Origin of the sequence: Kutzneria sp. 744 (assembly GCF_000568255.1) — a bacterium.
In the GTDB taxonomy this organism is placed as follows: domain Bacteria; phylum Actinomycetota; class Actinomycetes; order Mycobacteriales; family Pseudonocardiaceae; genus Kutzneria.
The window spans coordinates 3,603,836-3,629,777 of sequence record NZ_KK037166.1 but is presented as its reverse complement, the minus strand read 5'-3'; the positions used below and the strand labels follow the sequence as shown (position 1 = coordinate 3,629,777).

Below are 25,942 nucleotides of genomic sequence, written 5' to 3'. Positions count from 1 at the left end.
TCTGCTCAAGATTTGGGCAATGGCGTCCGAGTAGTCGTCGAGTATGGATCAGTTGTTACGGCGCAAAAAGCCAGCACCGCTTCTGTCCCGTTTTTGTCCTTGCCGTCGCTGAATGAGCGTGGCCGCGGCGGTCTCAGCTACACCGGAGTGTCCAGGTCGACGGTGATCGTCACGCCCGAGGTGGAGACGGCCGTCAGGTTGTGGTCGATGACGGTGAGCTTGGTGAACGGGTTCGACTCGGACAGGTAGCAGACCCAGACCAGCTCCTTGTCGGCGGTCAGGCGGGCGAAGAAGCCCTCGGAGCCATGGGAGCCTTCGCCGGCGCAGACGAAGCCGTCCGGGACGGCGGCCTCACTGGTGATGTCGATGGAGGTGAGCCAGTCGGGATCCTCGGCCAGGATCTCGGCGAGGTCGACCGGCTCGACGACCTGCAGGGCGGAGCCGACGACGTCGACGGCGTACGACCGGCCGTCGGCGAAGAACACGCCGTCCTCGATCGGCAGCCGCCCGTCCCGCCACAGGTCCGAGATCACGCTCATCGCCTTCTCCTTCGCCGGCCGCCACCGCAGGAGCCCGGTGGCATGGCTGTCGGCCGCTCGCTGAGTCCGGTGTTCGGCACCGGTTGACCGTCCAGCCGGTTGCGCGGGTCGCGGAACCGTTCCTGGAACTTGTCCGACCACGTCTTGCCCGTCGTCGACTCGGGATGCGGATCGTCGGGCCGGACCCGCACCACGCCGACGGGGACCCCGGCCTCCCGGGCCGCGTCGAGCCGGCGGTTGTCGTAGCTGACCAGCTGTCCGTCGATCTCCATCACGTGCACCGGCGACTGGTTCCAGTCCCGCTGGCCGTTGCGCATGGCATCGCTGTAGGTGTTCTCGGTGATCGATCGCTGCGAGAAGTTGATGTCGTTGGGGTCGAGGAACTCGATGTCGCCCGACTCGGTGAGGCCGAGGGCGTCGGTCCATCCGGTCGGGTTGTGCACGTAGCCGTGCGGCGACAGCCCGCCGAACAGACCGAGCGGGTCGGCGCTGGTGTAGCGCCCGGCCACCGGGTCGTAGTAGCGCAGATAGTTGTAGTGCAGCCCGGTCTCCGGGTCGAAGTACTGGCCGGGGAACCGCAGGGGCGTGTCGGCCCGGCCGGTCAGCGTGCCGAGCGCCTGACCCCACAGGGTCGACTCCTGCCGCCAAGCGATCTCGCCCCGCTCGTCGACCAGCTCGGTGGGGGTGCCGACGATGTCCGTGACGATGGCGTAGAACCGCTGGTCGACACCGCGCTGCTCGGTCTGGGTGAGCGGGCGGAAGCTGGTCGGGTCGAATTCCCACGTCGTGGTCCGGCCGTCCGTGCCGGTCTGCTCGGCGACAACGGCGCCGTCCCACGCGAAGTCGATCCGCTCGACGACGGAGTTGTCCGATGCCAGGCGGAGTTTGGCGATGCGCCGGCCCAGCGGGTCGTAGAGATAGGACCACCGGGTGCCGTCAGGGGTGACGACGGTGACAAGGCGGTCGTCGGCATCCCATTCGTAGTGCCACGTGTCCGGCTTGCGGGACAGCCGCTTGCGCTGCCGCACCACGACTCGTCCCTGCGCGTCGTGCGAATACCTTGTGTCGTCCGCGGTTTGCACGAGAGTGCCGGCATAGGCGGTATCGGGCGAGACGATGTTGCCGTCGGCGTCGTAGGCGTACTGCTCGCGGCGGTTCGGGCTCTCGACGCCGGTCACCCGGCCCATGACGTCGACCTGGTAGCGGCGGGCACTTCCGGTCACATCGTCCACGGCGACGAGGTTGTCGTCGGGCCGGTAGTGGAAGCCCCGGCGAGCGACCCGGTCCCCCGAACGTAGAGCCTGCACGGTCATCCGGCGGTTGGCGTCCCAAGCCTGATCGAGGACGACGCCGTTGCCCAGTGTCCGGGTGACTTCGTTGCCGACGGGGTCGTGGCCGAACGACAGCGAAGCCGTCCCGGCGATCAGATGGGTGGGCCGGGAGTTGGCGTCGTAGCTCCACACACTGTCCATTCCGGACGGTGTGGTTCGGCGGACCCGCCGCCCCAACAGGTCGTACGTCGAGCGCACGGCCCGGCCGTTGACCGACTCCGAGAGCACCCGCCCCAAGGCGTCGCGGGTGTAGCTCAGGTCGGCGACGGCGTTGCGGGCCCGGCTGACCTGCCCGACGAGGTCGTACTCGATGGTGGTGACCTGATCGCCGGAGTGGCGTTCGACGATCCGGCCGAGCGCGTCGCGGACGATCGTGGTGGCCTGGCCGGCGCCGTTGACCTTGCGAACCAGTTGCCCGGCCGCGTCGTACTCGTGGTGCCACACCAGGCCCTGGGCGTTGGTGACGGAGGTCAGCCGCAGCGTCGGGTCGTAGCCGAAGACCAGGCGGGTCCCGTCCGGGCGATTCTCGACTGCGGGCAGGTTGAAGTGCGTGACCTGGGTGCGGGTGAGTCGCCCCATCGAGTCGACGTGCTCGACGACGTTGCCCTCGGAGTCGTGCCGCCAATGTTCGGTCGCGCCGTCAGGGCGGGTCCGGCTGAGCATCGCGCCCTCGATGGTCCACGAGTAGCGCGTGACGCCGCCGAGCGGATCGGTGATCGCCGATGCGCGCCCGAACGAATCGCGGGTATAGCGCGTGATCGCGCCGGTCGGGTCGGTGATGGCGATCGGAATGCCGGCATTGGTCTCGATGCGCCGCGTTGCGCCGACTGCGTCGGTGACCGCGATCCGATGGCCGCGGTCGTTGTACGTGTAGCGGTTGATCGCACCGGCCGGATCGGTCTCGGTGATGAGGTTGCCGTGCTCGTCGAACTCCTGGCGCCACACCGCGCCGTCCGGACCGACGAAGACAGTCACCTGGCCGTGGCTGTCGTACTCGGCCAGCGCCTGCGCGCCGTCGGGCCGGGTCGTGGCTACGAGCCGGCCGGCGTCGTCATAGGTGCGCCTGGTGGTGTTGCCGAGCGGATCGGTCGTCGCCACCAGCTGGTCGGCGGAATCCCATTCCTGGGTGGTGGTGTGACCGAGCGCGTCGGTCCTGGCGACGATCTTGTGCCGGTCGTTGAAGCGGTACGTCGTGGCGCCGCCGAGCGCGTCGGTGAAAACCGTGACGTGGTCGTCGTAATCGAAGGTTCCGTTGAGGAAGCCGCCGGACCCCTCGTTGGCGATGCAACGACCTTGCGCGTCGTAGGTGTAGCGGTACCAGAGGCCGTTGCGGTCGGTCCACTGCGCGATACGGCCCGCGTGGTCGTACTCGAACCGCAGCGAACGGTCGGAGGAGTTGACAACCTCGGCGAGCCGACCCTGGTCGTAGCGATGCCGCACAACGGTGACGTGACCGCCGTCCGACCGCATGCGCAGTTCGGTCAGCCGGTCGTCCTCACTGAGCACGTCGAGGTGATATCCGCCGGAATGCCGCACGGCGGTGACGTTGCCCGAGTCGTCGCGGTCGAAGTCGATCCGATTGTCGTTGCGGTCGGTGATCGCGACCAGCGCGGCGACCTGGTCGGAGTCGGCGAAGTGGAGCGTGCGGCCAGTGCCTTGTTGCGTGATGGCGAAGCCGGAGTCGGTACGGCACAACGGCCAACGCGGACCCAGTTGCGGCGGTGCCGGATCGGTGCCGGAAAGGTGTGGATAGGCCAGGATCATACCGTCTTCGGCGACGAACACGACGCCCTGTTCGTCGAACTCCAGCCGTTGGTCCACAGTGGACGCCCAGCTCGGCCCGAACGACCGGCCCGCGCGGTAGCTGGAGATGTGGGTGCGACGCAGCACCAGCGGCAGGACACCGGCCAGTTCGACGTCGACGTGGGCGAGCACCACGTCACCGCTGACGACGTCGATCGGGTCGTTCTCGCAGACTCGCTCGGGTTCGGGGGTCTTGGTGGAGTGCAAGTCCTTGGGACGATGGTGGTTGCCGGGTGCGTTCTGCGTGCCGACCGGATGCTTCTTCGCGGTCGAGCCCTTGGGCAGATGACCCGGATCGTGGTCCGGGTGGAGCCGCTTGAGGCCGCTGGCGCCCTTGTGATCGGCTTCTTCGTGGAGATCCGCGGTGGTGTGCAGCCGCTTGCCGGCGCCCTCGACGACCCGACCGCCTTCGCTGAACACCTTGCCGGTGATCTGCACGCCCTTGCCCATGGCCTTGGCCAACACCGCGCCGATGCCGCCGAAACTGCTGAGCTTGCCGCCGGACCGCCTCAGGTGATCGGGATGCGTGTGGATCTTGCTCACGCCGGTTCGCCCCCAGTTGTCCCCGCTCGGCACACGCCGTGCCGAGGGTAGCGAACGACCAGGAAAAGCGCCGTCAATCAGCCTGAATGAGGGTGGCCGCGGCGGTGGCGAGGATGGCGGTGGCCGCGGCGGCGAGGGCGGGGGAGTCGAGTTTCCACTGCTGCCAGAAGAGAGGGACGTCCATGTGACGGGTGGGCGCGAGGTTGACGAGGGTGCCGGCGGCGAAACCGGCGCGGGCGTGGGCGACGGGAATGAGGCCCCAGCCCAGACCGGCGACGACGGCGTCGAGGTAGGCGGTGGAAGACGGCATCTGGTGCCGGAAAGCGCTGGCGCCACCGGCAAAGCGGTCCTGGAGCTGGTCATGGCGGTCGAACACGACGACCGGACTGTCGGCGAAGGTGGTGAACCCCAGGCGCGGTGAGGCGCAGGCGAGGTAACGCAGGGAGCCGAGGGAACGGACGGAACAGCCCTGAACGGGGTCGGGGGTTGAGGTGACGGCGGCCATGACGAGGCCCTCGCGCAGCAGCTGCGTGGTGTGACCTTCGTCCTCCCGGTGCAGCTCGAAGCAGACGCCGGGGACCTGGGTCAGGGCGGGCAGGAACCAGGTGGCGAGCGAGTCGGCGTTGACGGCGATGGACAGGCGGGCGGGCTCGCCGGGGGTGGTCATGCCGAGCTCGGCCCGGGCATCGCGTTCGAGCTGGGCCAGCTGCCGGGCGAAGCGGACGACGACCTGGCCGGACTCGGTGAGCTGCACGGGTTTGGTGCGCATCAGCAGGACCCGGCCGGTGCGCTGTTCGAGGGCCTTGACGCGCTGGCTGACGGCGGACGGGGTGACGTGCAGGGCCGCCGCGGCGGCGTCGAAGGTGCCGGCGTCGACGACCGCCAGGAGGGTCCGCACGTGGTCGGCGGGCAGATCAGCCATCACAGGTGCTAATGATACGTAAGAATCCTTAGCTGGACTGTTGACAAGGCCGAACCTAACGTCCGAACCATGACCAACGTGGTGCTCGTCGTGGCGGCGGGCTTCGGCACCTCCCTGTCCCTGATCGTGGCGATCGGCGCGCAGAACGCATTCGTGCTGCGCCAAGGCATCCGACGAGACGCGGTGCTGACGGTGGTGGCGATCTGCGGCGCTTCGGACGCGGTGCTCATCGGGCTGGGCGTGGGCGGCGTGGGGGTGCTGGTGCAGGCCTGGCCGGCGGCGGTCACCACGGTGGCCGTCGTCGGCGGGGTTTTCCTGCTGGGCTACGGATTTCTGGCGGCGAAGCGGGCACTGAAGCCGTCGAGCATGACGGCGGAGGGCGTGACGACGGGCTCCCGCAAGCGGGCGGCGCTGACCTGCCTGGCCATGACCTGGCTGAACCCGCACGTCTACTTGGACACGGTGCTGCTGGTGGGCTCGATCGCCGCCGGTTACGGCGCGTTGCGCTGGGACTTCGCCATCGGCGCGGTGCTGGCCAGCCTGTGCTGGTTCACGGCGATCGGCTTCGGGGCGCGGCTGCTGAGTTCCTTCTTCGCGAAGCCGTCGTCGTGGCGGGTGCTGGACGGGCTGGTGGCGGCGACGATGGCGGTCGTCGGGGTAGGGCTGCTGGTCGGCGCCTGAATTAATTCGTCGCGTCCGTGACACGGAACGATCTACGCTGGCGAAGCACTCCCGGTGCGAAGTCCGACGGTTACTTCCTGTCACGAAGAATCCCGCCGTGGGACGCCTCGATCTCGGGAGTGCTGATCGCGGACGTGTCTGGTGCGCAGGCGACGGTTACTTCGGATCAATCGGTCGCGGGTTCGAATCCCGCTCGGGGTGACCCGATAGCTCAGCTGGCAGAGCAATTGACATCACCGTCACCGACTTCGATCTCGGACGCGTCCGCGGTCGCCGAAGGGGGGTGTCCCTATGTTGTTGTCAAGCCGCGGCCGGGGCGGGAAGCGGCTCGGGATGCCGGTAGCAGGCGCGGTTGCGCAGCATCGCGTAGAGCACGTCGCAGCGGCGCCTGGCCAGGCAGATCAGGGCGGCGTTGTGTTTCTTGCCCTCAGCCCGTTTTCGGTCGTAGTAGGCCCTGCTGGTGGGGTCGGCCAGCGCGGCGAACGCGGCGAGGAAGAACGCGCGTTTGAGCTTGCGGTTGCCGGTGCGCGCTGGGTGTTCGCCCTTGATGGAGGAGCCGGAACTGCGGGTGACCGGGGCGATGCCGGCGTAGGCGGCCAAGTGACCGGAGGACTTGAACGCCGAGGCGTCGCCGATCTCCAGCAGGATCCGGGCGGCGGTCCTGACCCCAATGCCGGGCATCGAGGTCAGGACCCCGGCAAGAGGGTGCGCATCGAGTATCTCCTCGACCTCGGAGGCGATCTGTTTGCGTTGCTGGAGCACGGTTTTCAGACTGTTTTTTTTTTCGGGGCAGCACGGTGTCCGCTGCTGTGGTGCCTGGGACGGTGACGGTCTGCTCGTTCAGCGCTGTCATGATCGCGGTGACCAGTTTGTCGCCCATGCGGGGGGCGTGCGCGGTGGCGATCGCGGCGAGCCGGCGGCGGCCGGCGGCGCGGATGCCGGTCGGGCCGCCGCAGCGGGACAGGATCTCCAGCACTGCTGGGTGGCTGATCCGTGGGCCGATCGCGCGTTCGAGTGCGGGGTGGATGCCGGTGAGCAGGCCGCGGATGCGGTTGCTGATGCGCGTTGCTTCGCCGGCCAGGTCGTCGTCGAACCCGACCAGCACGTCCAGCTCGGCCAGGGCGTCGTCGCCGACGTCGACCGGGCGCAAGGTGTGGGGCAGCGAGCGGGCGGCGTCGGCGATGATGAACGCGTCCCGGGCGTCGGTCTTGGCGCGGCCGGGGTAGAGGTCGGCGATGCGGCGCATGGCCAGGCCGGGCAGGTAAGCGACCTGGTGGCCGGCGGCGCGGGCGACCGCGACGGGCAGCGCGCCGATCGTGGCTGGTTGATCGACGACGACCAGCAGCGGTCCATGTTGGGCGAGTTTGTCGAACAGCGCCCGGAGTTTGGGTTCGCTGTTGGGCAGCGGGGCGTCGTGCAGGCGCTTGCCGGTGGGGTCCAGGCCGACGGCGTGATGGGCGTCCTTGCCGACGTCCAGGCCGAGGAACACCCTGAAACCGCTGGTCATCTGTCAGGCCGTTCGTTCGTTGTGGGTGGTCGCCGGTCGAGCATCGATGGCCGGCACCCACGTTACGACGAGACCTGCCCGGTGGGCGGCCGTGTCCCTATCAGCGGTCCTTCGATGCCACCAGGTCCGGTGACACCACCCCCCCGGATCATGGGTTCGACTGGGGGCGTTAGTCATGCCGGACCTGGCGACCACGACTCCTTGATCAGGAGCTACGAAGAAGGTAACGGGGGAACTCATGGCGAAGTTCAACGTGCTGCGTCGGCCGAAGACGCACGAGGGTGGCGTCGGCGTCAAGCGTGACGTCAAGCGGGAGCTGTTCCTGCTCGCCGTGGCGAACATGGTCGGCGAGCACACCTTCTACGAGACCGCGGGCGAGCGCGACAACCGGTTTGCGCAGCTCGTGCGGTCCGCGACGGTCGCTGACCCGGAATGGACGGCGCGCCTGCTCGGCTGGCTGCGCGGCTCCGCCAACATGCGCTCGGCCTCGATCGTCGGTGCCGCGGAATTCGCGCACGCGCGCACCGAGCCGGGTATGACGCGACAGGTCGTGAATTCGGTGCTGCAGCGCGCGGACGAGCCGGGTGAATTCCTGTCCTATTGGCTTGCCATGTATGGCCGTGTAATTCCTAAGCCGGTCAAGCGCGGCATTGGTGACGCCGTTTGTCGGCTTTACGACGAGCGTGCGCTGCTGAAATGGGATAGTGAGGCGCGTGGCGTTCGAATGGGCGACGTGCTGAATCTGACGCACCCGAAGCCGGCCGAAGGCTGGCAGGGCGCGTTGTTCACGCACGCCCTCGACCGCCGCTACGGAAACGTCGCCGAAATTCCGACAGGCCTGCCGATGGTCAACGCCCGCGAGGAGCTGCTGGCGTGGCCGGTGGAGCGCCGCCGCGAGCTGTTCGCGGCCGACGCGACGCCGACGCTGAAGCGGGCCGGCATGACGTGGGAGTCGGTCGCCGGCTGGCTGCAGGGCCCGCTGACGGCCGAGGTGTGGGCGGCGCTGATCCCGACCATGGGCTACATGGCGTTGCTGCGCAACCTCCGCAACTTCGACCGGGCCGGCGTGTCCGACGAGGTGGCGGCGACGGTCGCGCGGAAGCTGGCAGACCCGGAGCAGGTGGCGCGGTCCCGGCAGCTGCCGATGCGGTTCCTGTCGGCGTTCCGGGCGGCGCCGTCGCTGCGCTGGGCGTGGGCGCTGGAGCAGGCCCTCAACGCCAGCCTCGCCACCGTGCCAAGCTTGCCGGGCCGCACGCTGGTGCTGGTCGACCGCTCGGGTTCGATGTTCTACAGCACCGTGTCCGCGAAGTCCGACCTGACCAGGGCGGATGCGGCGGCGTTGTTCGGGACGGCGATCGCGCTGCGGGCCGCCAAGGCCGATCTCGTGCAGTTCGGCACCACGGCGAGCCCGGTGAAGCTGCGGGCCGGCGAGTCGGTGCTGCCGGTGGTGCGGGACCGGTTCGACAGCCTCGGCGGCACGGACACGATCGGTGCGCTGAAGCAGTTCTACCGTCGCCACGACCGCGTGGTCATCGTGACGGACGAGCAGCACAGCGGCTCCACGCTGCCCACTTCGGTGGTGCCGGGCGGGGTTCCGGTCTACACGTGGAACCTGGCCGGCTACGAGTTCGGGCACACCGAGGGCCGCTTCACCTTCGGCGGCCTGAGCGACGCGGCCTTCGGCATGGTGCCGTTGCTGGAAGCCGGCGAGCGCGAGGCCTGGCCGTTCTGACCGCGAGTCCCGCTCTCGATCGAGAGCGGGACTCGTTGGTGTCTAAGGGGTCTCGTCGTCCGTGAGCACTGGTCGGCGGAACTGTCGGGCGGTCACCCACACCGCCAGCACCAGCGCGCCGAGCATGGCGGTGGCCAGGATGCGCATGTCCACAATGGATGGGTTCACCGAGCCGCCGCCGAAGCCGCCGCCACCGAACCCGCCGGAGCCGAGACTGCCGCCCGGTGCGCGGCCGCCAACACCGCCCGAGCCGGTGCCGCCGCCGGGAAAACCGCCGGCGGGCGGAGTGCCACCAGTCCCGGAGCTGCCGCCAGGGCTGGAGCCGCCGCGGAAGCCGCCGGTGCCACCGGGTCGCTGGCCACGGCCGCCGCCGAAGCCGCCGCCCGACCCCAGCAGGAACGGCAGGTAGGCGAAGAACGAGGCGAACTGCTCCAGCACCGGCAGCGCCCACAGCTTGCGCGGCAGGTAGAACGCCGCGACCACGGTCAACGCGTCGGCGAGGAAGAAGTACCGCTCGTGCATCGCCGGCAGGAAGTAGGGCACCAACAGCACGGACACCGTGGCCGCCAGGACGATCCGCGTGGACGACATCTCCACCCGACGCCACCACACCGCCACAACCAGGGCCAGCACCAGGAATCCGGTCAGCGCGATGCCGGCGATCCGCAGCGCCGACGACGTCACCGAGGTGCCCAGGTACTGATACACGTTGGGGGCGTTGAGGGTCAGCAGGTCGAAGGTCCCCGTCTGCGCCACGTACACGGAGACCAGCTGCGAAGGACTGGTGCCGATGAGCAGCGCCGGGATGTCCAGCACCAGGTACACCAGGGGAATCGCCAGCACCGACTTCCACGGGATGAACCGCAGCAGCACCAACAGAAGCAGCAACGGGAACAGGAACACGGTCTGGAGCTTCAACGCGAAGGCGACGCCGATGAAGGCGCATGCCAGCCAAGGACGCCTGCGCAGCAGGAAATACACGCCGCCCACGGCGAAGGCGGCGTACATGGCATCGGCCTGCCCCCACATCGAGGCGTTCACGACCACGGTCGGCAGGAACAACACGAGAGCCCCGGCCAGCACCGGCCACCACTTGCCGGGATAGCGCAGCGCCACCAGCCGGTACACGAAGTACCCGAGCAGGAAGTCGAACGCCGCCGAGAGGATCTTGATCCCGAGCAGCGGCGTCACCGGCAGATAGCTCAACGCCGCCAACAGGTACAGGTAGGTGACGTTGTAGTTGGCGAAGCTGATGTCCTTCAGCGCCGCGAAACCGCCGTTGGACGCGATGTGCTGGTACCAGGACAGGAAGATCCGCGCGTCCCCGGTCTGGTAGTCCAGGAACGCCATCCGCAGCGCGGCCGCGGCGATCACCACCACGGCCACGACGCCGATCCGCAACAGGGGCCGGCGCGGCGGGGCAGCCGTGGCCGCGAGAACGGTCGCCATGCTGGAGGTCCTCTCCGCTCAAGACAAAGTTCAGGCTGCACTCAGTCAACCGGGCGCGACTGAGTGCAGCCTGTGAGCGAAGGGTCGTTAGCTGGGAACTGTGTGTGAGCCGGCTACACGTTCGACAGGGCCAGGCTGGGCACCTTGGCCACGGCGAAGCTGCGCCGCAGGTAGAACCACCAGGTGATGGCGAAGCACAGCACGTAGAACGCGATGAAGCCGTAGAAGGCGTTGTCAGCGGCCTTGGTCGCGGCGACCGAGCTGGCGATGATCCGCGTGACGAAGAACCCGCCGAACGCGCCGATGGCCGACACGATGCCGATCGCCGCCGCGGCCTCCCGCTTGCCCTTGCGCACGGCCTCGGCCGAGTCGACCCCTTCGGAGACCTCCCGCTTGGCCTGCGCCACGAAGATCGCCGGAATCATTCGGTACGTGGAGCCGTTGCCGACGCCGGCCGTCACGAACAGCACCAGGAACGCCCCGAAGAACAGCCCGAAGCTGCCGGATCGCTCGCCCACCACGACGAACGCGGCGGCCACGCCCATCAGCACGAAGTTCCACAGCGTGACCCGGCTGCCGCCGATCCGGTCGGACAGCCAGCCGCCCGCCGGCCGCGCCACCGAGCCGACCAGTGCACCCAGCCACGCGAACCACGTCCCGTGCACGGTGGGGAACTGCGTCTTGATCAGCAGCGGCAGGGCGGCCGAGAAGCCGATGAACGAGCCGAAGGTGCCGATGTACAGAAAGGACATGACCCAGGTCTGGGTCCGCTTGGCCGCCGCGATCTGCGCCGGGAAGTCGGACCGCGCGGTGGCGAGATTGTCCATGTACAGCGCGGAACAGATGGCCGCCGCGATCACGAACGGCATGTAGAACAGGCCCGCCACCGCCAGGCTCCACCCGGTGGCCGCGGCGATCACCAGCGGGATGACCAGCTGCACCAGCGCGGCCCCGAGGTTGCCGCCGGCCGCGTTCAGACCGAGGGCGAAACCCTTGCGGCTCTCGGGATAGAAGAACGAGATGTTCGTCATGGACGACGCGAAGTTGCCGCCGCCGAAGCCGGCGGTGGCCGCGGCGAACAGGAAGAAGCCGAAGCTGGCGTGCGAGGTGACGGCCACCGTGAGCAGCGCGCACGGGATCAGCAGCATCAGCGAGCTGACGATCGCCCAGTTGCGGCCGCCGAAGCGGGGCACCGCGAACGTGTAGGGCAGCCGCAGCGCGGCGCCGACCAGGTTGGGCAGCGCGGTCAGCCAGAACAGCTGGTCCACCCCGAACTTGAAGCCGGCGGCGGGCAGCGACAGCACCACCACGCTCCAGATCGACCAGAGCGAGAAGCCCAGGTGCTCGGAGAAGATGGAGAAGATGAGATTGCGGTTGGCGATGCGGCGGCCGGTCGCCGCCCAGAACCCCGCGTCCTCGGGATCCCACTGCTGGATCCAGGTGCGTCCGCCGCGAACAGGTGCCTCGGTTGTTGTCGTCATGTCGCGTTGCAGCCCAACTTCTCGGGTTCGGTGAGGGGGTCCTGCTCGGCCAGCCAGCGGGACAGCGCGCACACGCTGTCCCGGCAGCCACCGCAGCCCGTGCCGGCCATGGTGGTGCTGACCAGGGAGTCGAACGACCGGGCGCCGGCGTGCCACGCGCCGACCAGCCGGCCCTTGTCCACGGTGTTGCAGCGGCAGATCAGCGTGGACGCCGGCAACGTTGCGGGGTCCACGGCTTCGCCGGCGGGCATGGCGCGGCCCAACAGCAGCGCCATCCGGTCGGCGGGGGCGGGTGTGCCCCGGTCGTGCAGCTGTGTGACGGCGGCGGCCACATCGGGCGCCCCCAACACGATCGCGCCCGTGACCCGGTCGTCACGCAGCACGATCTTGGTGTAGCGGCCGCGGCTGGGATCCTCCAGCCGGACCACTTCCGCGTCGAGATCCTGGGTCTCCACATGGACTTCACCCATGGAAGCCAGGTCAACGTCGCGAGTCTTGAGCCGGGTCACCACCTGCGTGCCCGTGTAGCGGGCGTCCTCGCCGGCGAGCCGCTTGGCCAGCACGGCAGCCTGCTCCCAGGCCGGCTGCACGAGGCCGCCGACGGTGCCGGGATGCGTTGCGCAGTCGCCGATCGCGTACACGTCGGGCGCGCTGGTCCGGAGGCAGTCGTCGATGATCACGCCGCGATCCACGGCCAGCCCGGCCGCCTCGGCCAGCGCCGTCGAGGGCCGTGCGCCGGCCGAGACGACCACTGTGCCGGCGGGGACGATCGAGCCGTCGTCGAGCTGGAGTCCCTTGTCCGGCAGGTACTTCGTGGCGAAACGCCCGAGTCGGAAGTCGATGCCCTTGGTGCCGAGGACCCGGGCCAGCACGTGTCCGCCGGCCGAGTCGAGCTGACGTTCCATGAGGTGGCCGACGGGGTGCACCACGGTCACCGGGCAGCCGCGCCCGGCCAGGCCGCGGGCGGCTTCCAGGCCGAGCAGGCCGCCGCCCAGCACGGCCACCGGTCCGAAGTCCTTGGCCATGCCGACGATCTGCTGACAGTCGTCGAGGTCGCGAAAGGCGACAACGCCCGGTGCCAGGGCGCCATCGACCTGTAGCCCGTCGGTCGGCGGCACCCACGGGCTGCTGCCGGTGGCCAGCACCAGCGCGTCGTAGTCCACAGTGGAGCCATCGGTCAGCAAGACCCGATGCTCGGCCACAAGAATCTCGGCCGCGGCGACCCCGAGCCGGAGGTCGATCCCGTTGTCCTGGGCCCAGTCCGGCGAGTGCAGCAGCACATCGTCCGGGGTCATCGAACCGGCGACGACGTTCGACAGCAGGATCCGGTTGTAGGCCGGGTGCTTCTCCGCGCCGATCACGGTGATCGCCGCGCCGGAGCCGTGCAGGTTGTCGGCCAAGCGGGCGCCGGCCATGCCGTACCCGATGATCGTGATCCTCACGCCGCCCCCAACCGCACCGCGCACACCTTGAACTCGGGCATTCGGCTGGTCGGGTCCAGTGCCGGGTTGGTGAGCAGGTTCGCCCGCTGCGCACCGGGGAAGTGGAACGGGAGGAACACGGTGTCCGGCCTGATGGTCGTCACGCAGCGAACCCTGGCCTGCACGGCGCCACGCCGGGATTCCACGGCGGCCCACTGTCCATCATGGACGCCGAAGCGCCGGGCGGTGTCGGGGTGCACCTCGACGAAGGCCTCCGGGCTGGCCTCCATCAGCGCCGGCACCCGACGTGTCTGCGCGCCGGACTGGTAGTGCTGCAACACCCGCCCAGTGGTGGCGTGCAACGGAAACTCCGTGTCCGTAGGCTCGGCCGGGCCGGTGTGGTCGACGGCCTGGAACCGGGCCAGCCCGCCCGGGTGCGCGAAGCCGTCCAGGAAAAGCCTGGGTGTGCCGGGATGATCGGCCGCCGGCACCGGCCAGTGCAGGGCCTCGCCGTCCCTCAGCCGGTCGTAGCTGATGCCGGCGTAGTCGGCGGGGCCGCCGGCCGAAGCGCGGCCGAGCTCGTCGAACACCATCTCGGCATCGGTGGGAAACCGGTGCGCCGGTTGGCCGAGCCGGGTGGCCAGGCCGTGCAGGACGTCAAGGTCGGTCCGCACGCCGATCGGCGGCGTGACTGCCTTGCCGCGCAGCAGGATCCGGCCCTCCAGGTTGGTCATCGTGCCGTCTTCCTCGGCCCATTGCGTGACGGGGAAGACGACATCGGCGACGGCCGCGGTTTCCGACAGCACGAAGTCCGATGTGACCAGCAGTTCCAGGGATTCCAGGCGCTCGGCGATGTGACCGGCACGGGGCGCGGAGACCACGATGTTGCTGCCGAACACCAGCAACGCCTTCGGGCCGTCGGCCGTGCCCAGCGAATCCAGCAGCTCGTACGCGGACGGCCCCGGGCCTGGCAGCTCGTCGGCCGAGACGCCCCAGACCCCGGCGACATGCGCCCGCGCTGCCGGGTCGTCGATCTTTCGGTAGCCGGGCAGCTGATCCGCCTTCTGCCCGTGCTCACGGCCGCCCTGCCCGTTGCCCTGCCCGGTCAAACAACCGAAACCGGAACCGGGGCGCCCACACAGGCCCAGGGCCAGGCACAGGTTGATCCACGCCGACACCGTCGCCACGCCGGTCGCGTGCTGCTCGGTGCCGCGGGCGGTGAGCACGTATGCGTTGCGCGCCTTGGCCAGTAGCGCCACGGCGGCCCGCTGGTCGGCCGCCGGCACGCCGGTGATCCGCTCCACCCGCTCCGGCCACCAGGCGGCGGCGATCCGCCACACTTCGTCGAAACCCGTTGTGCGCTCGGCGATGTACCGGTGGTCCAACAGTCCGTCTGCCACGGCCGCGTGCAACATGCCCAGCGCCAGCGCGAGATCCGTGCCGGGCGCGGGCTGGAGGTGCACGGCGGCGGCCTCGGCCGTCGCGGTTCGGCGTGGGTCGACGACGATGAGGCCGCCCCGGTCCGCGGCCGGCCGGACGTGCCGCATGAACGGCGGCATCGTCTCGGCGACATTGGCCCCCACCAGCAGAATCGCGTCGGCATCAGCTAGGTCCGACACCGGGAACGGCAGGCCCCGATCCACGCCGAACGCCTTGATCCCGGCGGCCGCGGCCGAGGACATGCAGAACCGGCCGTTGTAGTCGATCTTCGACGTGCCCAGCGCGACCCGGGCGAACTTGCCGAGCAGGTAGGCCTTCTCGTTGGTCAGCCCGCCGCCGCCGAACACACCGACCGCGTCCGGACCGAGTCGGTCGCGCAGTTCGTGCAGGCGCAGGGCCACGTAGTCGAGTGCCTCGGCCCAGCCGACCGGCCGCAGCGGCGCGTCCCGGCTTTCCCGCAGCAGCGGCGTGGTGAGCCGGTCGGGCGCGCGCAGCAGGCTTGCCGCCGTCCAGCCCTTCTGGCACAGGCCGCCCCGACTGGTCGGGAACTCGCGCGGCGCTACGGTTGTCTCGGCTCGCTCGTCGCGGACGACCATGCCGCACTGCAGCGCGCAGTACGGGCAGTGGGTGTCGACCTCGACGCGGGCGTCGACAGGCATGTGTACCTCCGACGGGTTCGCGAGGCTTCGGCGACCCGGAGCCTCTCAACGGCATGGGCGCAGCACCGTGAATCCGGCGTAAAGGGCCTGTTCCGGCGTCCTCACGGTGGGTGATTGGTTGCTGTGCGCTGTGGGCCCACCAATCCGGCCGACGCAAGCTATCACGATCGCACAGCGGAGGAAAAGAGCCTGTGAGGTCTGACTGTAAAGGTTTTCGATCACGTTCTGTCCGTGTCCGATTTAGTCGCCGTATCGGCCTTGGCGTGCTCATTTGTCATTCACGTACCAGTCGTGAAGATCATGGTGCGGCCATTTGTCATTAGGTTCGTGACTATGTGATATGGCTAGCCCGTTTGTCCTATTGACAATGCTTGTCGGGATGTGGAACCTTCCCTGCACTGGGGCTGGTGGACGCATTCGCGGCGTTTCCGCTCCCGCATGCGCGTTTCAACGACAGGAGCACGTGGTGAGCGCACGGCACCGGCCGGCCGGCGGTGAGGTCGACGGCCCCGAGCCCGGCGGGCTTGCGACACTGGTCCGGCCGCGCACCATTCGCGGCCGGCTGGCGCGCATTCTGGTCTTCTCACTCGTGCTGGTGCTCGCGCTGCTCGGCGTGACCATCGCCGGCCAGGTCGGCGGCTACCTGGCCGCGGGCGACACCGTGAGCTCGGTCTCGCTGGCGCTGAAGGTCCAGGACTTCGTCCAGGAGGTGCAGCGCGAGCGCGGCCTGACCAACGGCATGCTCGGCGGCGAGACCCGGTTCCAGCCGACGGTGCTGACCCAGCGCACCGCCACCGACAAGGCGCAGACCGCGCTGAACCAGGCGTTGACCGATGACAGTGCGCCCGGCGTCGCGCAGGTACGTGACGCACTGTCACGTTTGTCCGGCCTGACGTCCACCCGGGAGAACGTCGACGCCGGCCGGGCCGACCGCAACGCCACGTTCCAGTACTACACCGCGGGCATCGCCGCGCTGAACGGCTTGCAGCTCGGGCTGGACCAGGCCCAGGACCCACAGCTGCGGCGTGGACTCCAGGCCCTGTACGCCCTCGGCGACGCCAAGGAGTACACCGGCCAGGAGCGAGGATTCCTCAACGGCGTGTTCGCCGCGGACAAGTTCGGCTCCGGCGAGTACGTCCACTTCACCGAGATCCGCGCCAGCAAGCAGGCCGGCCTCACCGACTACGCCCGCCACGCCACCCAGCCGCAGCAGGCGGCCCTGGACGAGGCCCTGCGCACCGACAACGCGACCAAGGCCGCAGCCTCGGAGACCGTCGCCGTCGGCTCCACCCGTGGTCCGATCGACACCAGGACCGACCCGGTCACCTGGTGGAACCAGATGACCTCGGTCATCGACGCCGAGCGCAAGGTGCAGCAGGCGGTCGGCAACGACCTCACGGCCCGCGCCCAGGACCTCCAGGGTCAGGCCAGCACCACGCTCGCCGTCTTCCTCGGACTGGCCCTGCTCGCGGTGGCCGCCGAGGTGGTGCTGGTGATCGGCAGCATCCGGTCGATCGTGCGCCCGCTGGCCGCGCTGGCGTCCGAGGCCGACGACGTGGCCGGCCGACGGCTGCCGGCCGCCATCGCCGCCTGGCACCAGCCCGGCGAGGTCGAGGTGGAGCCGCCGCAGCCCGTGCGCACCCCGCCCAAGGCCGGCGCCGAGATCGCCTCCGTCGCGCAGGCGCTGGACCGGGTCCAGACCACCGCCTTCGAACTGGCCTCCGAGCAGGCGCTGGTGCGCCGCAACACCACCGAGTCGCTGGCCAACCTGGGCCGGCGCAACCAGAACCTGGTGCGCCGCCAGCTGAACTTCATCAGCGAGTTCGAGCAGGAGGAGTTGGACCCGTCCGCGCTGGCCAACCTGTTCGAGCTGGACCACCTGGCCACCCGCATGCGGCGCAACGCCGAGAGCCTGCTGGTGCTGGTCGGCGAGACCAGCCCGCGGCGCTGGGCCGAGCCGCTGGCCCTGTCCGACGTCATCCGCGCCGGCCTGTCCGAGGTGGAGGACTACCGCCGGGTGGTGCTGCGCCGCGTGGACGAGGTCCTGATCACCGGGGCGGTGGTCAGCGAGCTGGCCCACCTGCTGGCCGAGCTGATCGAGAACGGCCTGGCCTTCTCGCCGCCCGACCTCGAGGTCGAGATCTACGGCCGGCGCGTGGCCGGCGGCTACATGCTGGCGGTGGTCGACCACGGCGTCGGCATGGCCAAGGACCAGCTGGCCAAGGCCAACGCCCGGCTGCGCGGCGAGGAGGACTTCATCGTCGCGCCCACCCGCTTCCTCGGCCACTACGTGGTCGGCCGGCTGGCGCAGCGGCTGGGCATCGAGGTGGAGCTGACGGTGTCGCCGGTCAGCGGCATCGTGGCCCGGATGCTGCTGCCGACGGACATCCTGGCCGAGACCAGGCCGGACACGCCCAAGCAGGCCGAGATCATGTGGCCCAGCGCCGAGCCGGAGGCCCCGCCACTGGCCTCGACCGGCGTGGGCCAGATCCCGCCGATGCGCTCGGAGCAGGTGCAACCGCCGCAGCGACAACCGCGGCCGCCGGCGCCCGCCCAGCCCGTCCAGTCGACTCATCAGCCGTCCGTTCGGGTGCCTCACCGTTGTGAGCGCCTGTCCGGCACAACGAAATTTTAGCCACCGGATCCCGAAATGGTGGAACGTACCTGCAAGATACTGGACAAGCAAAAACGGAAACGGGTCGAGGAGCGACTTCCGCGGCCGCCGGCGCCCGCCCAGCCCGTCCAGTCGGCTCAGCAGCCGTCGGTTCCGGTGCGCAGCCGGCAGGAGCGCCTGTCCGGCACACCGACGCCGGCGCCAGCGGCCCCCGCCATGGTGCAGCGCACCAAGAACGGCCTGGTCAAGCGGAACCGGAACCGGCCGGAGGAGCCCGCCGCACGGCCGGCCGCCCCCAGCCGCCCGCCCACCGCGGTGGAGCAAGCGCCAGCGACACGGAGCTCACGGTCGCCCGAGGAAGTCCGCTCGATGCTGTCCAGCTTCCGGTCGGGCCACCAGCGCGGCGAGCGCGGACCACTGCCCGCACGAGTCAACACCGTTCCCGAGGAGGAGCCCCGGTGACCGCCGAGGTGCAGCACGCCGACCCACACACCTTCAACTGGCTGCTGGCCAACTTCGTCCGTGGCACGGACGGTGTCCGCGACGCGGTGGCGGTGTCGTCGGACGGGCTGCTGATCGCCATGTCCGAGGGCCTCGACCGGACGGCCGCGGACCGCCTGGCCGCCCTGGTGTCCGGGCTGTCCAGCCTGGCCAGGAGCGCGGCCCGCAACTACGACTTCGAGGGCCTCAAGCTGATCATGATCGAGATGAAGCGGGGCTTCCTGCTGGTCTCGGCCATCGAGGGCGGCAGCTGCGTCGGCGTGATCGCCGACAGCAACTGCGACATCGGCCTGGTCGGCTACGAGATCGCCGTGCTGGCCGACCGGGCCGGCGCGCTGCTCACCCCGGCGCTGATCTCCGAGTTGAGAGAGACGCTGCGGCGATGAGCGACCAGCCGCGCCTGCCGGACCCGCGGATGATCCGGGTCGAGCCCGCGCCGACCTGGTTCGCGCCGAACACGCCCGTGCCGTCCCCGCACGAGCCCCCGTCCGAACCGGCCGAGTCGTTCGTGCGGCCCTTCATCGTCACCGGCGGGCGCACCATGCCGCTGCGCGACGACCTGCGGATCGAGACGCTGGTCGTGGCCGACCGGGCCGCGCTGACCGCGCCGCTGCGCTTCGAGCTGCTGACGGTGGTGCGGCTGTGCCAGCACCCCATGTCGGTGGCCGAGGTCGCCGCCCACCTGCACGTGCCGCTCGGCGTGGCCAAGGTCGTGGTCGGCGACCTGATGGCCGCCGGGCACGTGACCGTGCACCAGCCGACGGAGCTGACCGTCGCGACCATCGAGAGGATCAGGGACCTTGTCCGGGCGCTCTGAACACGGGCCGACGTCGGTGAAGATCGTCATCAGTGGCGGCTTCGGTGTCGGCAAGACCACCCTGATCGGGGCCATCTCGGAGATCGAGCCGCTGGTCACCGAGGCGGCCATGACCGAGCGGTCGGTCGGCGTGGACGACCCGGGCAGCCTCAGCGACAAGCACACCACCACCGTGGCGCTGGACTTCGGCCGCATCACGCTGGACTCCTCGCTGATCCTGTACCTGTTCGGCACGCCCGGCCAGGACCGGTTCGTGTTCCTGTGGGACGACCTGGTCGAGGGCGCGCTGGGTGCGGTCATCCTGGTCGACACCGGCCGCATCGAGGACTGCTACCCGGTGCTGGACTACTTCGAGCGCCGGGACACGCCGTTCATCGTGGCCGTCAACCACTTCCCGGGGCAGCAGTCGTTCGACCTGGACGAGGTGCGCGAGGCCCTGGGCGTCGACGAGGCCATCCCGCTGGTCGCCTGCGACGCCCGCGACCGCGAATCTGTCAAAGACGTCCTGGTCACGGTCATCGAACAGGTACTGTTGGCCCGGTTGACAGCTCCGCCCCAGGTCAGCGCCACACATTAAGGCAGGTGCGGCATGCGGTACGGGATCCTCGGCCCACTGGAGGTCACCCGTACCGGGGAGGCGGTCACGCCCACCACGCCGCAGCAGCGCACCGTGTTGGCCCTGCTGCTGGCCAACGCCGGCAGCTGGGTGTCGCTGAGCACGATCGTCGACGAGCTGTGGCCGTCGCAGACTCCGCGCAGTGCCAGGGTCATCGTCCAGGTCGCGGTGTCCAAGCTGCGCAAGGTGTTGCCGGCCAACGCGATCCGCACCGGGCCCTCGGGCTACTTGTTGACGTTTGACGGTTCTTTCGCGCCTTCGGCCGAGTTCGACCAGTCCGAGTTCGTCGCCGAGGCCCGGCGCGGCCGCGAGCTGATGGGCGCCGGTCGGCTGGGGCCCGCGCGAGAGCTGCTGGCCGCGGCGCTGGGCCGGTGGCGCGGGGACGCGCTGTGCGATGTCGTGCGCGGGCCGGTGCTCGACGGGCATGCGCGGTGGCTGGAGGAGCTTCGATTATCCACTGTGGACAGTCGTGTTCGGATCGACCTGGCCCTCGGCCGCTGCCATGACGTGATCGCCGAGCTGACCGTGTTGCTGGCCCGGGATCCCGGGCGGGAGGTGCTGGCCGGCTCGCTGATGGTGGCGCTGCACCAGGCCGGCCGGTCGGCCGAGACCGCCGAGGTCGTCGACCGGGTCGCCGCGTTCCTCGATGCCGATCCCGGGCCGGTGCTGCGTCGGCTGGTGACCGACCCGTCCGCGTGGGAGCTGCCGCGGACCGTGGTCAGAACCGCTCAGCTGCCGCCGGCCGTGCCGGACTTCGTTGGACGCCAAGAGATCCCGCGTGACGGCGCATTCACTGTCCTGTGTGGACCGTCGGGGGCCGGGAAGACCGCGCTGGCGGTGCGGATCGCCCATGACCGGCGTTCGGACTTTCCGGACGGCCAACTGTTCGCCCAGCTGCGTGGGGTGGGGACCGCCGAGGTGCTCGGCTCGTTCCTGTCCTCGCTCGGCAGCGAGGTCCCGTACGGCCTCCTGGAAAGACAACAGCTTTTCCGCAGCGTGACGGCCGATCGACGGATCCTGGTGGTGCTGGACGACGCCGCCTGCGAGGCGCAGGTCCGGCCGCTGTTGCCCGGCGGCGCCCGCTGCGCCGTGCTCGTGACGTCCAGAAGCCGCCTCTCCGGGTTGGAGGGCGCCGTCGTCGCCGAGGTGGGCGAGCTGTCGCCGGCCGACGCGCTGGCGCTGCTCTCGGCCGTTGCCGGCGCGGATCGTGTTGCGGCGGAAGAGGAATCGTCCCGTGAGCTGGTTCGGCTGTGCGGGCATCTGCCGCTGGCCGTGCGGGTGGCCGGCGCCAAGCTGGCGTCGACGAAGTATCTGCTGGTGCGGGAATTAGTTGAGCGGATCGCCGACGAGCGGCGCCGGCTGGCCGAGCTCAAGGTCGGCGACCTGGACGTGCGGGCCGGCGTCGAGATCGGCTACCGCTCGTGCGATCCGGTGCAGCGCAAGCTGTTGCGGCTGCTGGGCTGGTTCGACTCCGTGGACCTGCCCGAGTGGGCCATGACCACGCTGCTCGGAGTCGACGCCTCGGCCGCCCTCGCCGGCCTGGTCGAGGCCCAGCTGGTCGCCGTCGTCGGCCGGGATCGCCTGGGGCAGCTGCGTTATCGTCCGCACGAATTGATCCGGGTCTTCGGCTACGAGCGCCTGCTGGCCGAGGAACCGTCCCGTGACGAGACGCTCGACCGTCTGCTCAGGTCCTATTTGGACGTTTCCGTCCGTGCCGACCGCAAGCTGCCGATCGGGCGCTTTCCCGTTGCCCCGGCTGACAAGGTGGCCGATCCGGCGGTGGTCCGCCGGGCCGAGGCGGATCCGCTGGGCTGGCGGGACGCGGAAGCCGGCATGCTGCACTGCCTGACGCGGCTGGCCCACCGCCTCGGCCGGTGGGCGCTGGCCGGGCGGCTGGCCGAGGTCTGCACGGCTCGCCCCGGCGACCGGCGGATCGAGGTCATCGGCCTGGTTTCGGCCCGGCACACCGGCGACCGCCGGGCGCAGGCCGTCAGCCTGTGCCGGCTCGGCGACCTGCACTGGGACGCGCACGGCCGGGCCAACCGGGCTCGCGTCTACTACGACATGGCGTGCCGGATCTTCACCGGGCTCGACGACCAGTCCGGGCTCGGCCGAGCGCTCGCCGCCCGTGCCGACATCGACGTCGAACGCGGCGACATCGAACGGGCCGAGGTCGCCCTGGCCGACGGCCTGACCATGCTGCGCCAGGTCGACGACCAGACCGGGCAGGCCGATGTCCTGCGCCAGCTCGGCGCCCTGCTCGCCGACCGCGGCCGTCCCGGCGAGGCCATCCGGTGTTTCGAGGACAGCCTCCGCCTCGCCCGCGGCCTCCGTGACCGCCGCCGCGAGGCCTATGCCGGCAAACAGCTGGCGGATGTCCTGCGGCGCAACGGTGAACACGGCCGTGCCGGCGCCTTGCTGGAGTCCGCGCTGGCCGCCAGCGTCCGTCTGGCCGACCGGCATTGGGAAGCGCATGTGTTGCGCAGCCTCGGGGAGCTGTCCGACGCCGAGGATCCGTTGACCCGTGCCCTGGAGATGTTCCAGGCGTCCGGTTACGAGCACGCCAGCGGATATGCCTTGCGGTCGTTGGGGGAGTGGCATCGCCGTCGGGGCCAGGACGACCGGGCCGATGCCTTGCTGCGGGCCAGCCTCGCGGTGTTCGAGGGCATCGACGACCGCCGCGGCCGGGCGTATGCCCTGCTGGGCCTGGGTCAGCTTCGACACCACGCGGGCAATCCCGCCGAGGGCCGCCGCGCCGTCCGGGAGTCCATCAAGCTGTTCAAGGGCTTGGGCTTCACCGGCTGGCAGGCCGAAGCCCGCCGCACCCTCCGCCTCCTCACCGCCGTGTGACCCCCGCGAGTCACGCTGTCGGGCAGGGCGAAATACGGTTTCAGGCACATCGAGCGGCCTGAGTCGGCGGCGATTGGCGGGGCCGGCGGAGAGTGGGTGGGCAGAGCCTTCACCCCGTGCCCGGCAACGGGCGGGTCGAAGCCGCCGGCCCGGAGCAGGCGGTCTTGATCCTGGCTGGCTCCTGCCGCGAGTCACGCCCCGGGCATTTCTCGGAGTGGTCGCGCCGGGCGAGGGCGGGACTCCCCAGCGCGAAGGCTGAAACAGCTCAGACTCAACCGGTCGTCGCAACACCGGCTCATTGGGAGAGTAGCAGTTCGTTCAGCGCTTCGGCCGGTGTCTTCCAGCCCAGTGTCTTACGTGGACGGTTGTTGAGCACGGCGGCAACGGCATCGAGCTCGTCGCGACCCCAGCGGGCCAGGTCAGTGCCCTTCGGAAAATACTGTCGCAGCAAGCCATTCGTGTTCTCGTTGGTGCCCCGTTGCCACGGACTGTGCGGATCAGCGAAGAAGATCCGCAGGCCGGTGTCGATCGTCAACTGGGCATGCTGGGCCAATTCCTTGCCTCGGTCCCATGTCAGTGTCCGGCGCAGTTGCTCGGGCAGCGCTGTGATCGTTGCGGCGATCGCGTTCCGGACAGCTTCGGCGCCGCGGCCGGCCAACGCCGGGCCGTTGTGCGCTCGCGGACCGTGGCCATACCCCTGCATACGAGGAAGATGTAGCAGCAGCGTAAACCTGGTGGTCCGCTCGACCAGAGTGCCGATCGCGGAGCTGTTCAAGCCGATGATCAGATCTCCCTCCCAGTTCCCGGCAACCGTGCGGTCCTCCACCTCGACCGGCCTCTCGCTGATCATGAGATCGGTTGTCACGTGACCGCTTGCCCGTCGACGGGCACGGGAACGAGGAACGCGCAGTGCCCGGCCGGTGCGCAGACAGGCAACCAGCTCACGTTCGAGCGCGCCGCGGCCGGGAACGTAGAGCGCCCGGTAGACCGCCTCGTGCGAGATACGCATGGACTCGTCGTACGGGAAATCTTCCTTCAGCCGCTGGGAGATCTGCTCTGGGCTCCACGCGTTGACCCATCGCCGGTCCTGACGCCGTGGCTTGTTCCGCCCCTTCCAAGGCGCTGTCCCCGGCCCCACCACAGATGTCCCGTCCAGCCGGCGAACCTGGCCGCAGAGCCGCTCCTGCACGTACCCGCGCAACGGTTCATTGTCGGCTAGCTTCGAGGCTTTTGGCCGGCGAGCACGACGCTCGGCATGCCATTGCGCGGTCGAGGCCTTGTAGTCGAGGTTGTAGGTTCGGGTCGATGCGTTGCGCCGCAACTCGCGCGAGATCGTCGAAGCATCACGCCCGAGTTGTCGAGCAATCTCACGAACGCCAACGCCTTGCGCACGCAAGATCGCGATGTCCTCTCGTTCAGCGAAGGACAAGTACCGGCCCGACACCGTCGGAGGAAGAGCTGGATTCACGCCGCCAGCGTGACGGAACCATCTGAACGCGACCGGTCCCGACACGCCGGCCTTCGTAGCCGCGTCCTCGGTCTTCTCGCCTCGCGCGATCGCAGCCCAAAACCTGACTCGATCCTCGCGCCATGCCACCGTTGGACGCCCAGGCGACGGCATCTGACCGCGGTACTCACGCGCCAGTTTCTGCTTCAATCCGGCCATCACAAACCCCTGACGTCGAGGTGTTGCGACGACCAGTTGAATCCACCCTGTTTCGTACTTTCGGTGTGACTGTGGGCGGGACTCGCGGGGTGGCGTTTAGCGGCTGTTTAAGGGGGGTGGGTTCACTGGGCGCCCCTGCTCGTACCGGAGGAGTGCGCACATGAAAGCCGTTCTGGTCGCCGCGGCCATCGCCGGGTCCCTTGTCGCCGGCGCGGGTGTCGCAAGCGCGGCGCCGGCCGTGACCAAGCTGTCCCAGTCGCAGGCCGCCTCGGAGCTGCGGGCGGCCGGCATCACCTGGTCGTCCAGCGGCAACTGCACCACCCGCAGCAACTCGCACTGCACCTCGTTCGACCAGATCAACTCCAGCACGGTCAACGGCGTGATCACGCTGCGGCACGCCAGCGGCTGCGCCATCAACATCACCGGCGGCACCGAGGTCGGCCACGCGTCCGGCACCTACAGCCACTACAACGGCTACAAGGTGGACATCGCGCACAACAGCTGCATCGACAACTACGTGCACAACAGCTTCACCTACATCGGCCTGCGCGGCGACGGCTACCCGCAGTGGAAGGCGGCCTCGGGCAACCTCTACTGCGACGAGGGCAACCACTGGGACATCACGTACTTCTGAACCGACTTCTGACCAGCAGGACGAAGTCGTCCGTCGCCCGCACGCGGAGGGCCGGCAGCAGCCGGTGGGCGGCGGCACTCGGCCCCTGCGGCCGGCCGCGAGCCACGCGGCGGCCGCAGGGGCCCGTACATCTTTTGTCGTACCCGGAACTCGACCTCGTGGTGACGACGTGGCATGCCCGCACGGGCGATCTTTGTGGCCACGGGAGCCGCGGCCAGCAGGGCCACGGCCGGACCGCGAGGTTGTGAGCGGATGATCGTCGCGCGCGGACTGACCAAGCGCTATGGATCGGTGACAGCGGTGGACGACCTGTCGTTCACCGTGCAACCCGGCGTGGTGACCGGGTTCCTCGGCCCGAACGGATCGGGCAAGTCCACCACCATGCGGCTGATGCTGGGCCTGGACCACGGCGCCGGCCGCACCGAGTTCGACGGCCGCGGCTACGGCGAGCTGGCCCACCCGGCGCGGACCGTCGGCGTCATGCTGGACGCGAAGGCCGTGCATCCGGGCCGCACCGCGCGCGCCCACCTGCGCATGATCGCCGCCGGGGCCGGAATTCCCGCCGATCGCGTCGACCAGGCGCTGGAGCGGGTCGGCCTGCTGGACGTCGCCGACCGCCGAGCCGGGGGCTTCAGCCTCGGCATGGCGCAGCGGCTCGGCCTGGCCGGCGCGCTGCTGGGCAACCCGCAGGCCCTGATGCTGGACGAGCCGGCCAACGGCCTCGACCCCGAGGGCG

Annotated in this window: 17 protein-coding genes and 1 pseudogene; 9 read left to right on the top strand and 9 right to left on the bottom strand. The window is 69.7% G+C overall.

Going from position 1 to position 25,942, the window contains the following annotated elements; translation table 11 throughout:
• Positions 1 to 137: 137 nt before the first annotated feature.
• From KUTG_RS16180 to KUTG_RS16170, 3 genes are all read right to left on the bottom strand, one after another.
• The gene (locus KUTG_RS16180) at positions 138 to 539 is read right to left on the bottom strand and encodes a hypothetical protein (protein ID WP_043717782.1); all 402 of its coding nucleotides are present in this window, start codon (positions 537 to 539) and stop codon (positions 138 to 140) included.
• Positions 536 to 4,216 (bottom strand): DUF6531 domain-containing protein, encoded by a 3,681-nt coding sequence (locus KUTG_RS16175; protein WP_157494571.1) that lies wholly within the window; start codon positions 4,214 to 4,216, stop codon positions 536 to 538. The genes KUTG_RS16180 and KUTG_RS16175 overlap by 4 nt, the downstream gene beginning before the upstream one ends.
• Positions 4,217 to 4,289: 73 nt before the next feature.
• Positions 4,290 to 5,138: a LysR family transcriptional regulator ArgP gene (locus KUTG_RS16170; RefSeq protein WP_157494570.1), complete on the bottom strand. Its 849-nt coding sequence runs from the start codon at positions 5,136 to 5,138 to the stop codon at positions 4,290 to 4,292.
• A gap of 69 nt (positions 5,139 to 5,207) precedes the next feature.
• Between KUTG_RS16170 and KUTG_RS16165 the strand changes: the two genes are divergently transcribed.
• On the top strand, positions 5,208 to 5,819 hold the full coding sequence (locus KUTG_RS16165) for a LysE/ArgO family amino acid transporter (protein ID WP_043717779.1): 612 nt from the start codon (positions 5,208 to 5,210) through the stop codon (positions 5,817 to 5,819).
• 300 nt (positions 5,820 to 6,119) lie between these two features.
• Here the strand turns inward: KUTG_RS16165 and KUTG_RS16160 are convergent.
• Positions 6,120 to 7,326: pseudogene (locus KUTG_RS16160) on the bottom strand (IS110 family transposase).
• Positions 7,327 to 7,564: 238 nt separating this feature from the next.
• Here KUTG_RS16160 and KUTG_RS16155 point away from each other — a divergent pair.
• Positions 7,565 to 9,058, top strand: coding sequence for a TROVE domain-containing protein (locus KUTG_RS16155; RefSeq protein ID WP_043717777.1), 1,494 nt, complete (start codon positions 7,565 to 7,567; stop codon positions 9,056 to 9,058).
• Between the two features lie 42 nt (positions 9,059 to 9,100).
• Here KUTG_RS16155 and KUTG_RS16150 read toward each other — a convergent pair whose 3' ends face one another.
• The 4 genes from KUTG_RS16150 to KUTG_RS16135 all read right to left on the bottom strand — a co-directional run bounded on the left by KUTG_RS16150 (position 9,101) and on the right by KUTG_RS16135 (position 15,508).
• Positions 9,101 to 10,507 (bottom strand): glycosyltransferase 87 family protein, encoded by a 1,407-nt coding sequence (locus tag KUTG_RS16150; protein ID WP_052394677.1) that lies wholly within the window; start codon positions 10,505 to 10,507, stop codon positions 9,101 to 9,103.
• A gap of 113 nt (positions 10,508 to 10,620) precedes the next feature.
• Positions 10,621 to 11,988, bottom strand: coding sequence for an MFS transporter (locus KUTG_RS16145; protein WP_043717775.1), 1,368 nt, complete (start codon positions 11,986 to 11,988; stop codon positions 10,621 to 10,623).
• Positions 11,985 to 13,424, bottom strand: coding sequence for an FAD-dependent oxidoreductase (locus KUTG_RS16140; protein WP_084581157.1), 1,440 nt, complete (start codon positions 13,422 to 13,424; stop codon positions 11,985 to 11,987). The genes KUTG_RS16145 and KUTG_RS16140 overlap by 4 nt, the downstream gene beginning before the upstream one ends.
• A gap of 2 nt (positions 13,425 to 13,426) precedes the next feature.
• Entirely contained in the window at positions 13,427 to 15,508 is a 2,082-nt protein-coding gene (locus tag KUTG_RS16135; protein WP_043717773.1) for a molybdopterin oxidoreductase family protein, read from the bottom strand.
• A 466-nt stretch (positions 15,509 to 15,974) separates the two neighbouring features.
• On the opposite strand from KUTG_RS16135, the gene KUTG_RS16130 reads away from it, so the two are divergent.
• From KUTG_RS16130 to KUTG_RS16110, 5 genes are all read left to right on the top strand, one after another.
• Positions 15,975 to 18,143: a sensor histidine kinase gene (locus KUTG_RS16130; protein ID WP_232240817.1), complete on the top strand. Its 2,169-nt coding sequence runs from the start codon at positions 15,975 to 15,977 to the stop codon at positions 18,141 to 18,143.
• 437 nt (positions 18,144 to 18,580) lie between these two features.
• Positions 18,581 to 19,009 (top strand): roadblock/LC7 domain-containing protein, encoded by a 429-nt coding sequence (locus KUTG_RS16125; protein ID WP_043717770.1) that lies wholly within the window; start codon positions 18,581 to 18,583, stop codon positions 19,007 to 19,009.
• Positions 19,006 to 19,440, top strand: a complete 435-nt coding sequence (locus KUTG_RS16120; protein ID WP_043717767.1) for a DUF742 domain-containing protein — start codon at positions 19,006 to 19,008, stop codon at positions 19,438 to 19,440. Before KUTG_RS16125 ends, KUTG_RS16120 begins: the two co-directional genes overlap by 4 nt.
• Entirely contained in the window at positions 19,424 to 20,017 is a 594-nt protein-coding gene (locus tag KUTG_RS16115) for a GTP-binding protein (RefSeq protein WP_043717765.1), read from the top strand. The genes KUTG_RS16120 and KUTG_RS16115 overlap by 17 nt, the downstream gene beginning before the upstream one ends.
• A 12-nt stretch (positions 20,018 to 20,029) precedes the next feature.
• On the top strand, positions 20,030 to 22,906 hold the full coding sequence (locus KUTG_RS16110) for an AfsR/SARP family transcriptional regulator (protein ID WP_052394671.1): 2,877 nt from the start codon (positions 20,030 to 20,032) through the stop codon (positions 22,904 to 22,906).
• Between the two features lie 295 nt (positions 22,907 to 23,201).
• On the opposite strand, the gene KUTG_RS16105 is transcribed toward KUTG_RS16110, so the two are convergent.
• Complete coding sequence (locus KUTG_RS16105; RefSeq protein WP_043714398.1) at positions 23,202 to 24,572, bottom strand: IS30 family transposase; 1,371 nt, start codon at positions 24,570 to 24,572, stop codon at positions 23,202 to 23,204.
• Between the two features lie 160 nt (positions 24,573 to 24,732).
• Here KUTG_RS16105 and KUTG_RS16100 point away from each other — a divergent pair, with 160 nt between their 5' ends.
• Both KUTG_RS16100 and KUTG_RS63615 read left to right on the top strand, forming a co-directional pair.
• Positions 24,733 to 25,206: a hypothetical protein gene (locus KUTG_RS16100; RefSeq protein ID WP_043717762.1), complete on the top strand. Its 474-nt coding sequence runs from the start codon at positions 24,733 to 24,735 to the stop codon at positions 25,204 to 25,206.
• A gap of 252 nt (positions 25,207 to 25,458) precedes the next feature.
• Positions 25,459 to 25,942 (top strand): ATP-binding cassette domain-containing protein (locus tag KUTG_RS63615; RefSeq protein WP_043717760.1); only part of this gene is annotated, 484 nt, incomplete at its 3' end.

Excerpts from the sequence above, each read along its gene's own strand:
- KUTG_RS16180 (WP_043717782.1), bottom strand. The coding sequence starts at position 539 with ATGAGCGTGATCTCGGACCTGTGGCGGGACGGGCGGCTGCCGATCGAG.
- KUTG_RS16170 (WP_157494570.1), bottom strand. The coding sequence starts at position 5,138 with ATGGCTGATCTGCCCGCCGACCACGTGCGGACCCTCCTGGCGGTCGTC.
- KUTG_RS16165 (WP_043717779.1), top strand. The coding sequence starts at position 5,208 with ATGACCAACGTGGTGCTCGTCGTGGCGGCGGGCTTCGGCACCTCCCTG.
- KUTG_RS16155 (WP_043717777.1), top strand. The coding sequence starts at position 7,565 with ATGGCGAAGTTCAACGTGCTGCGTCGGCCGAAGACGCACGAGGGTGGC.
- KUTG_RS16150 (WP_052394677.1), bottom strand. The coding sequence starts at position 10,507 with ATGGCGACCGTTCTCGCGGCCACGGCTGCCCCGCCGCGCCGGCCCCTG.
- KUTG_RS16145 (WP_043717775.1), bottom strand. The coding sequence starts at position 11,988 with ATGACGACAACAACCGAGGCACCTGTTCGCGGCGGACGCACCTGGATC.
- KUTG_RS16135 (WP_043717773.1), bottom strand. The coding sequence starts at position 15,508 with ATGCCTGTCGACGCCCGCGTCGAGGTCGACACCCACTGCCCGTACTGC.
- KUTG_RS16120 (WP_043717767.1), top strand. The coding sequence starts at position 19,006 with ATGAGCGACCAGCCGCGCCTGCCGGACCCGCGGATGATCCGGGTCGAG.
- KUTG_RS16110 (WP_052394671.1), top strand. The coding sequence starts at position 20,030 with ATGCGGTACGGGATCCTCGGCCCACTGGAGGTCACCCGTACCGGGGAG.
- KUTG_RS16105 (WP_043714398.1), bottom strand. The coding sequence starts at position 24,572 with ATGGCCGGATTGAAGCAGAAACTGGCGCGTGAGTACCGCGGTCAGATG.
- KUTG_RS16100 (WP_043717762.1), top strand. The coding sequence starts at position 24,733 with ATGAAAGCCGTTCTGGTCGCCGCGGCCATCGCCGGGTCCCTTGTCGCC.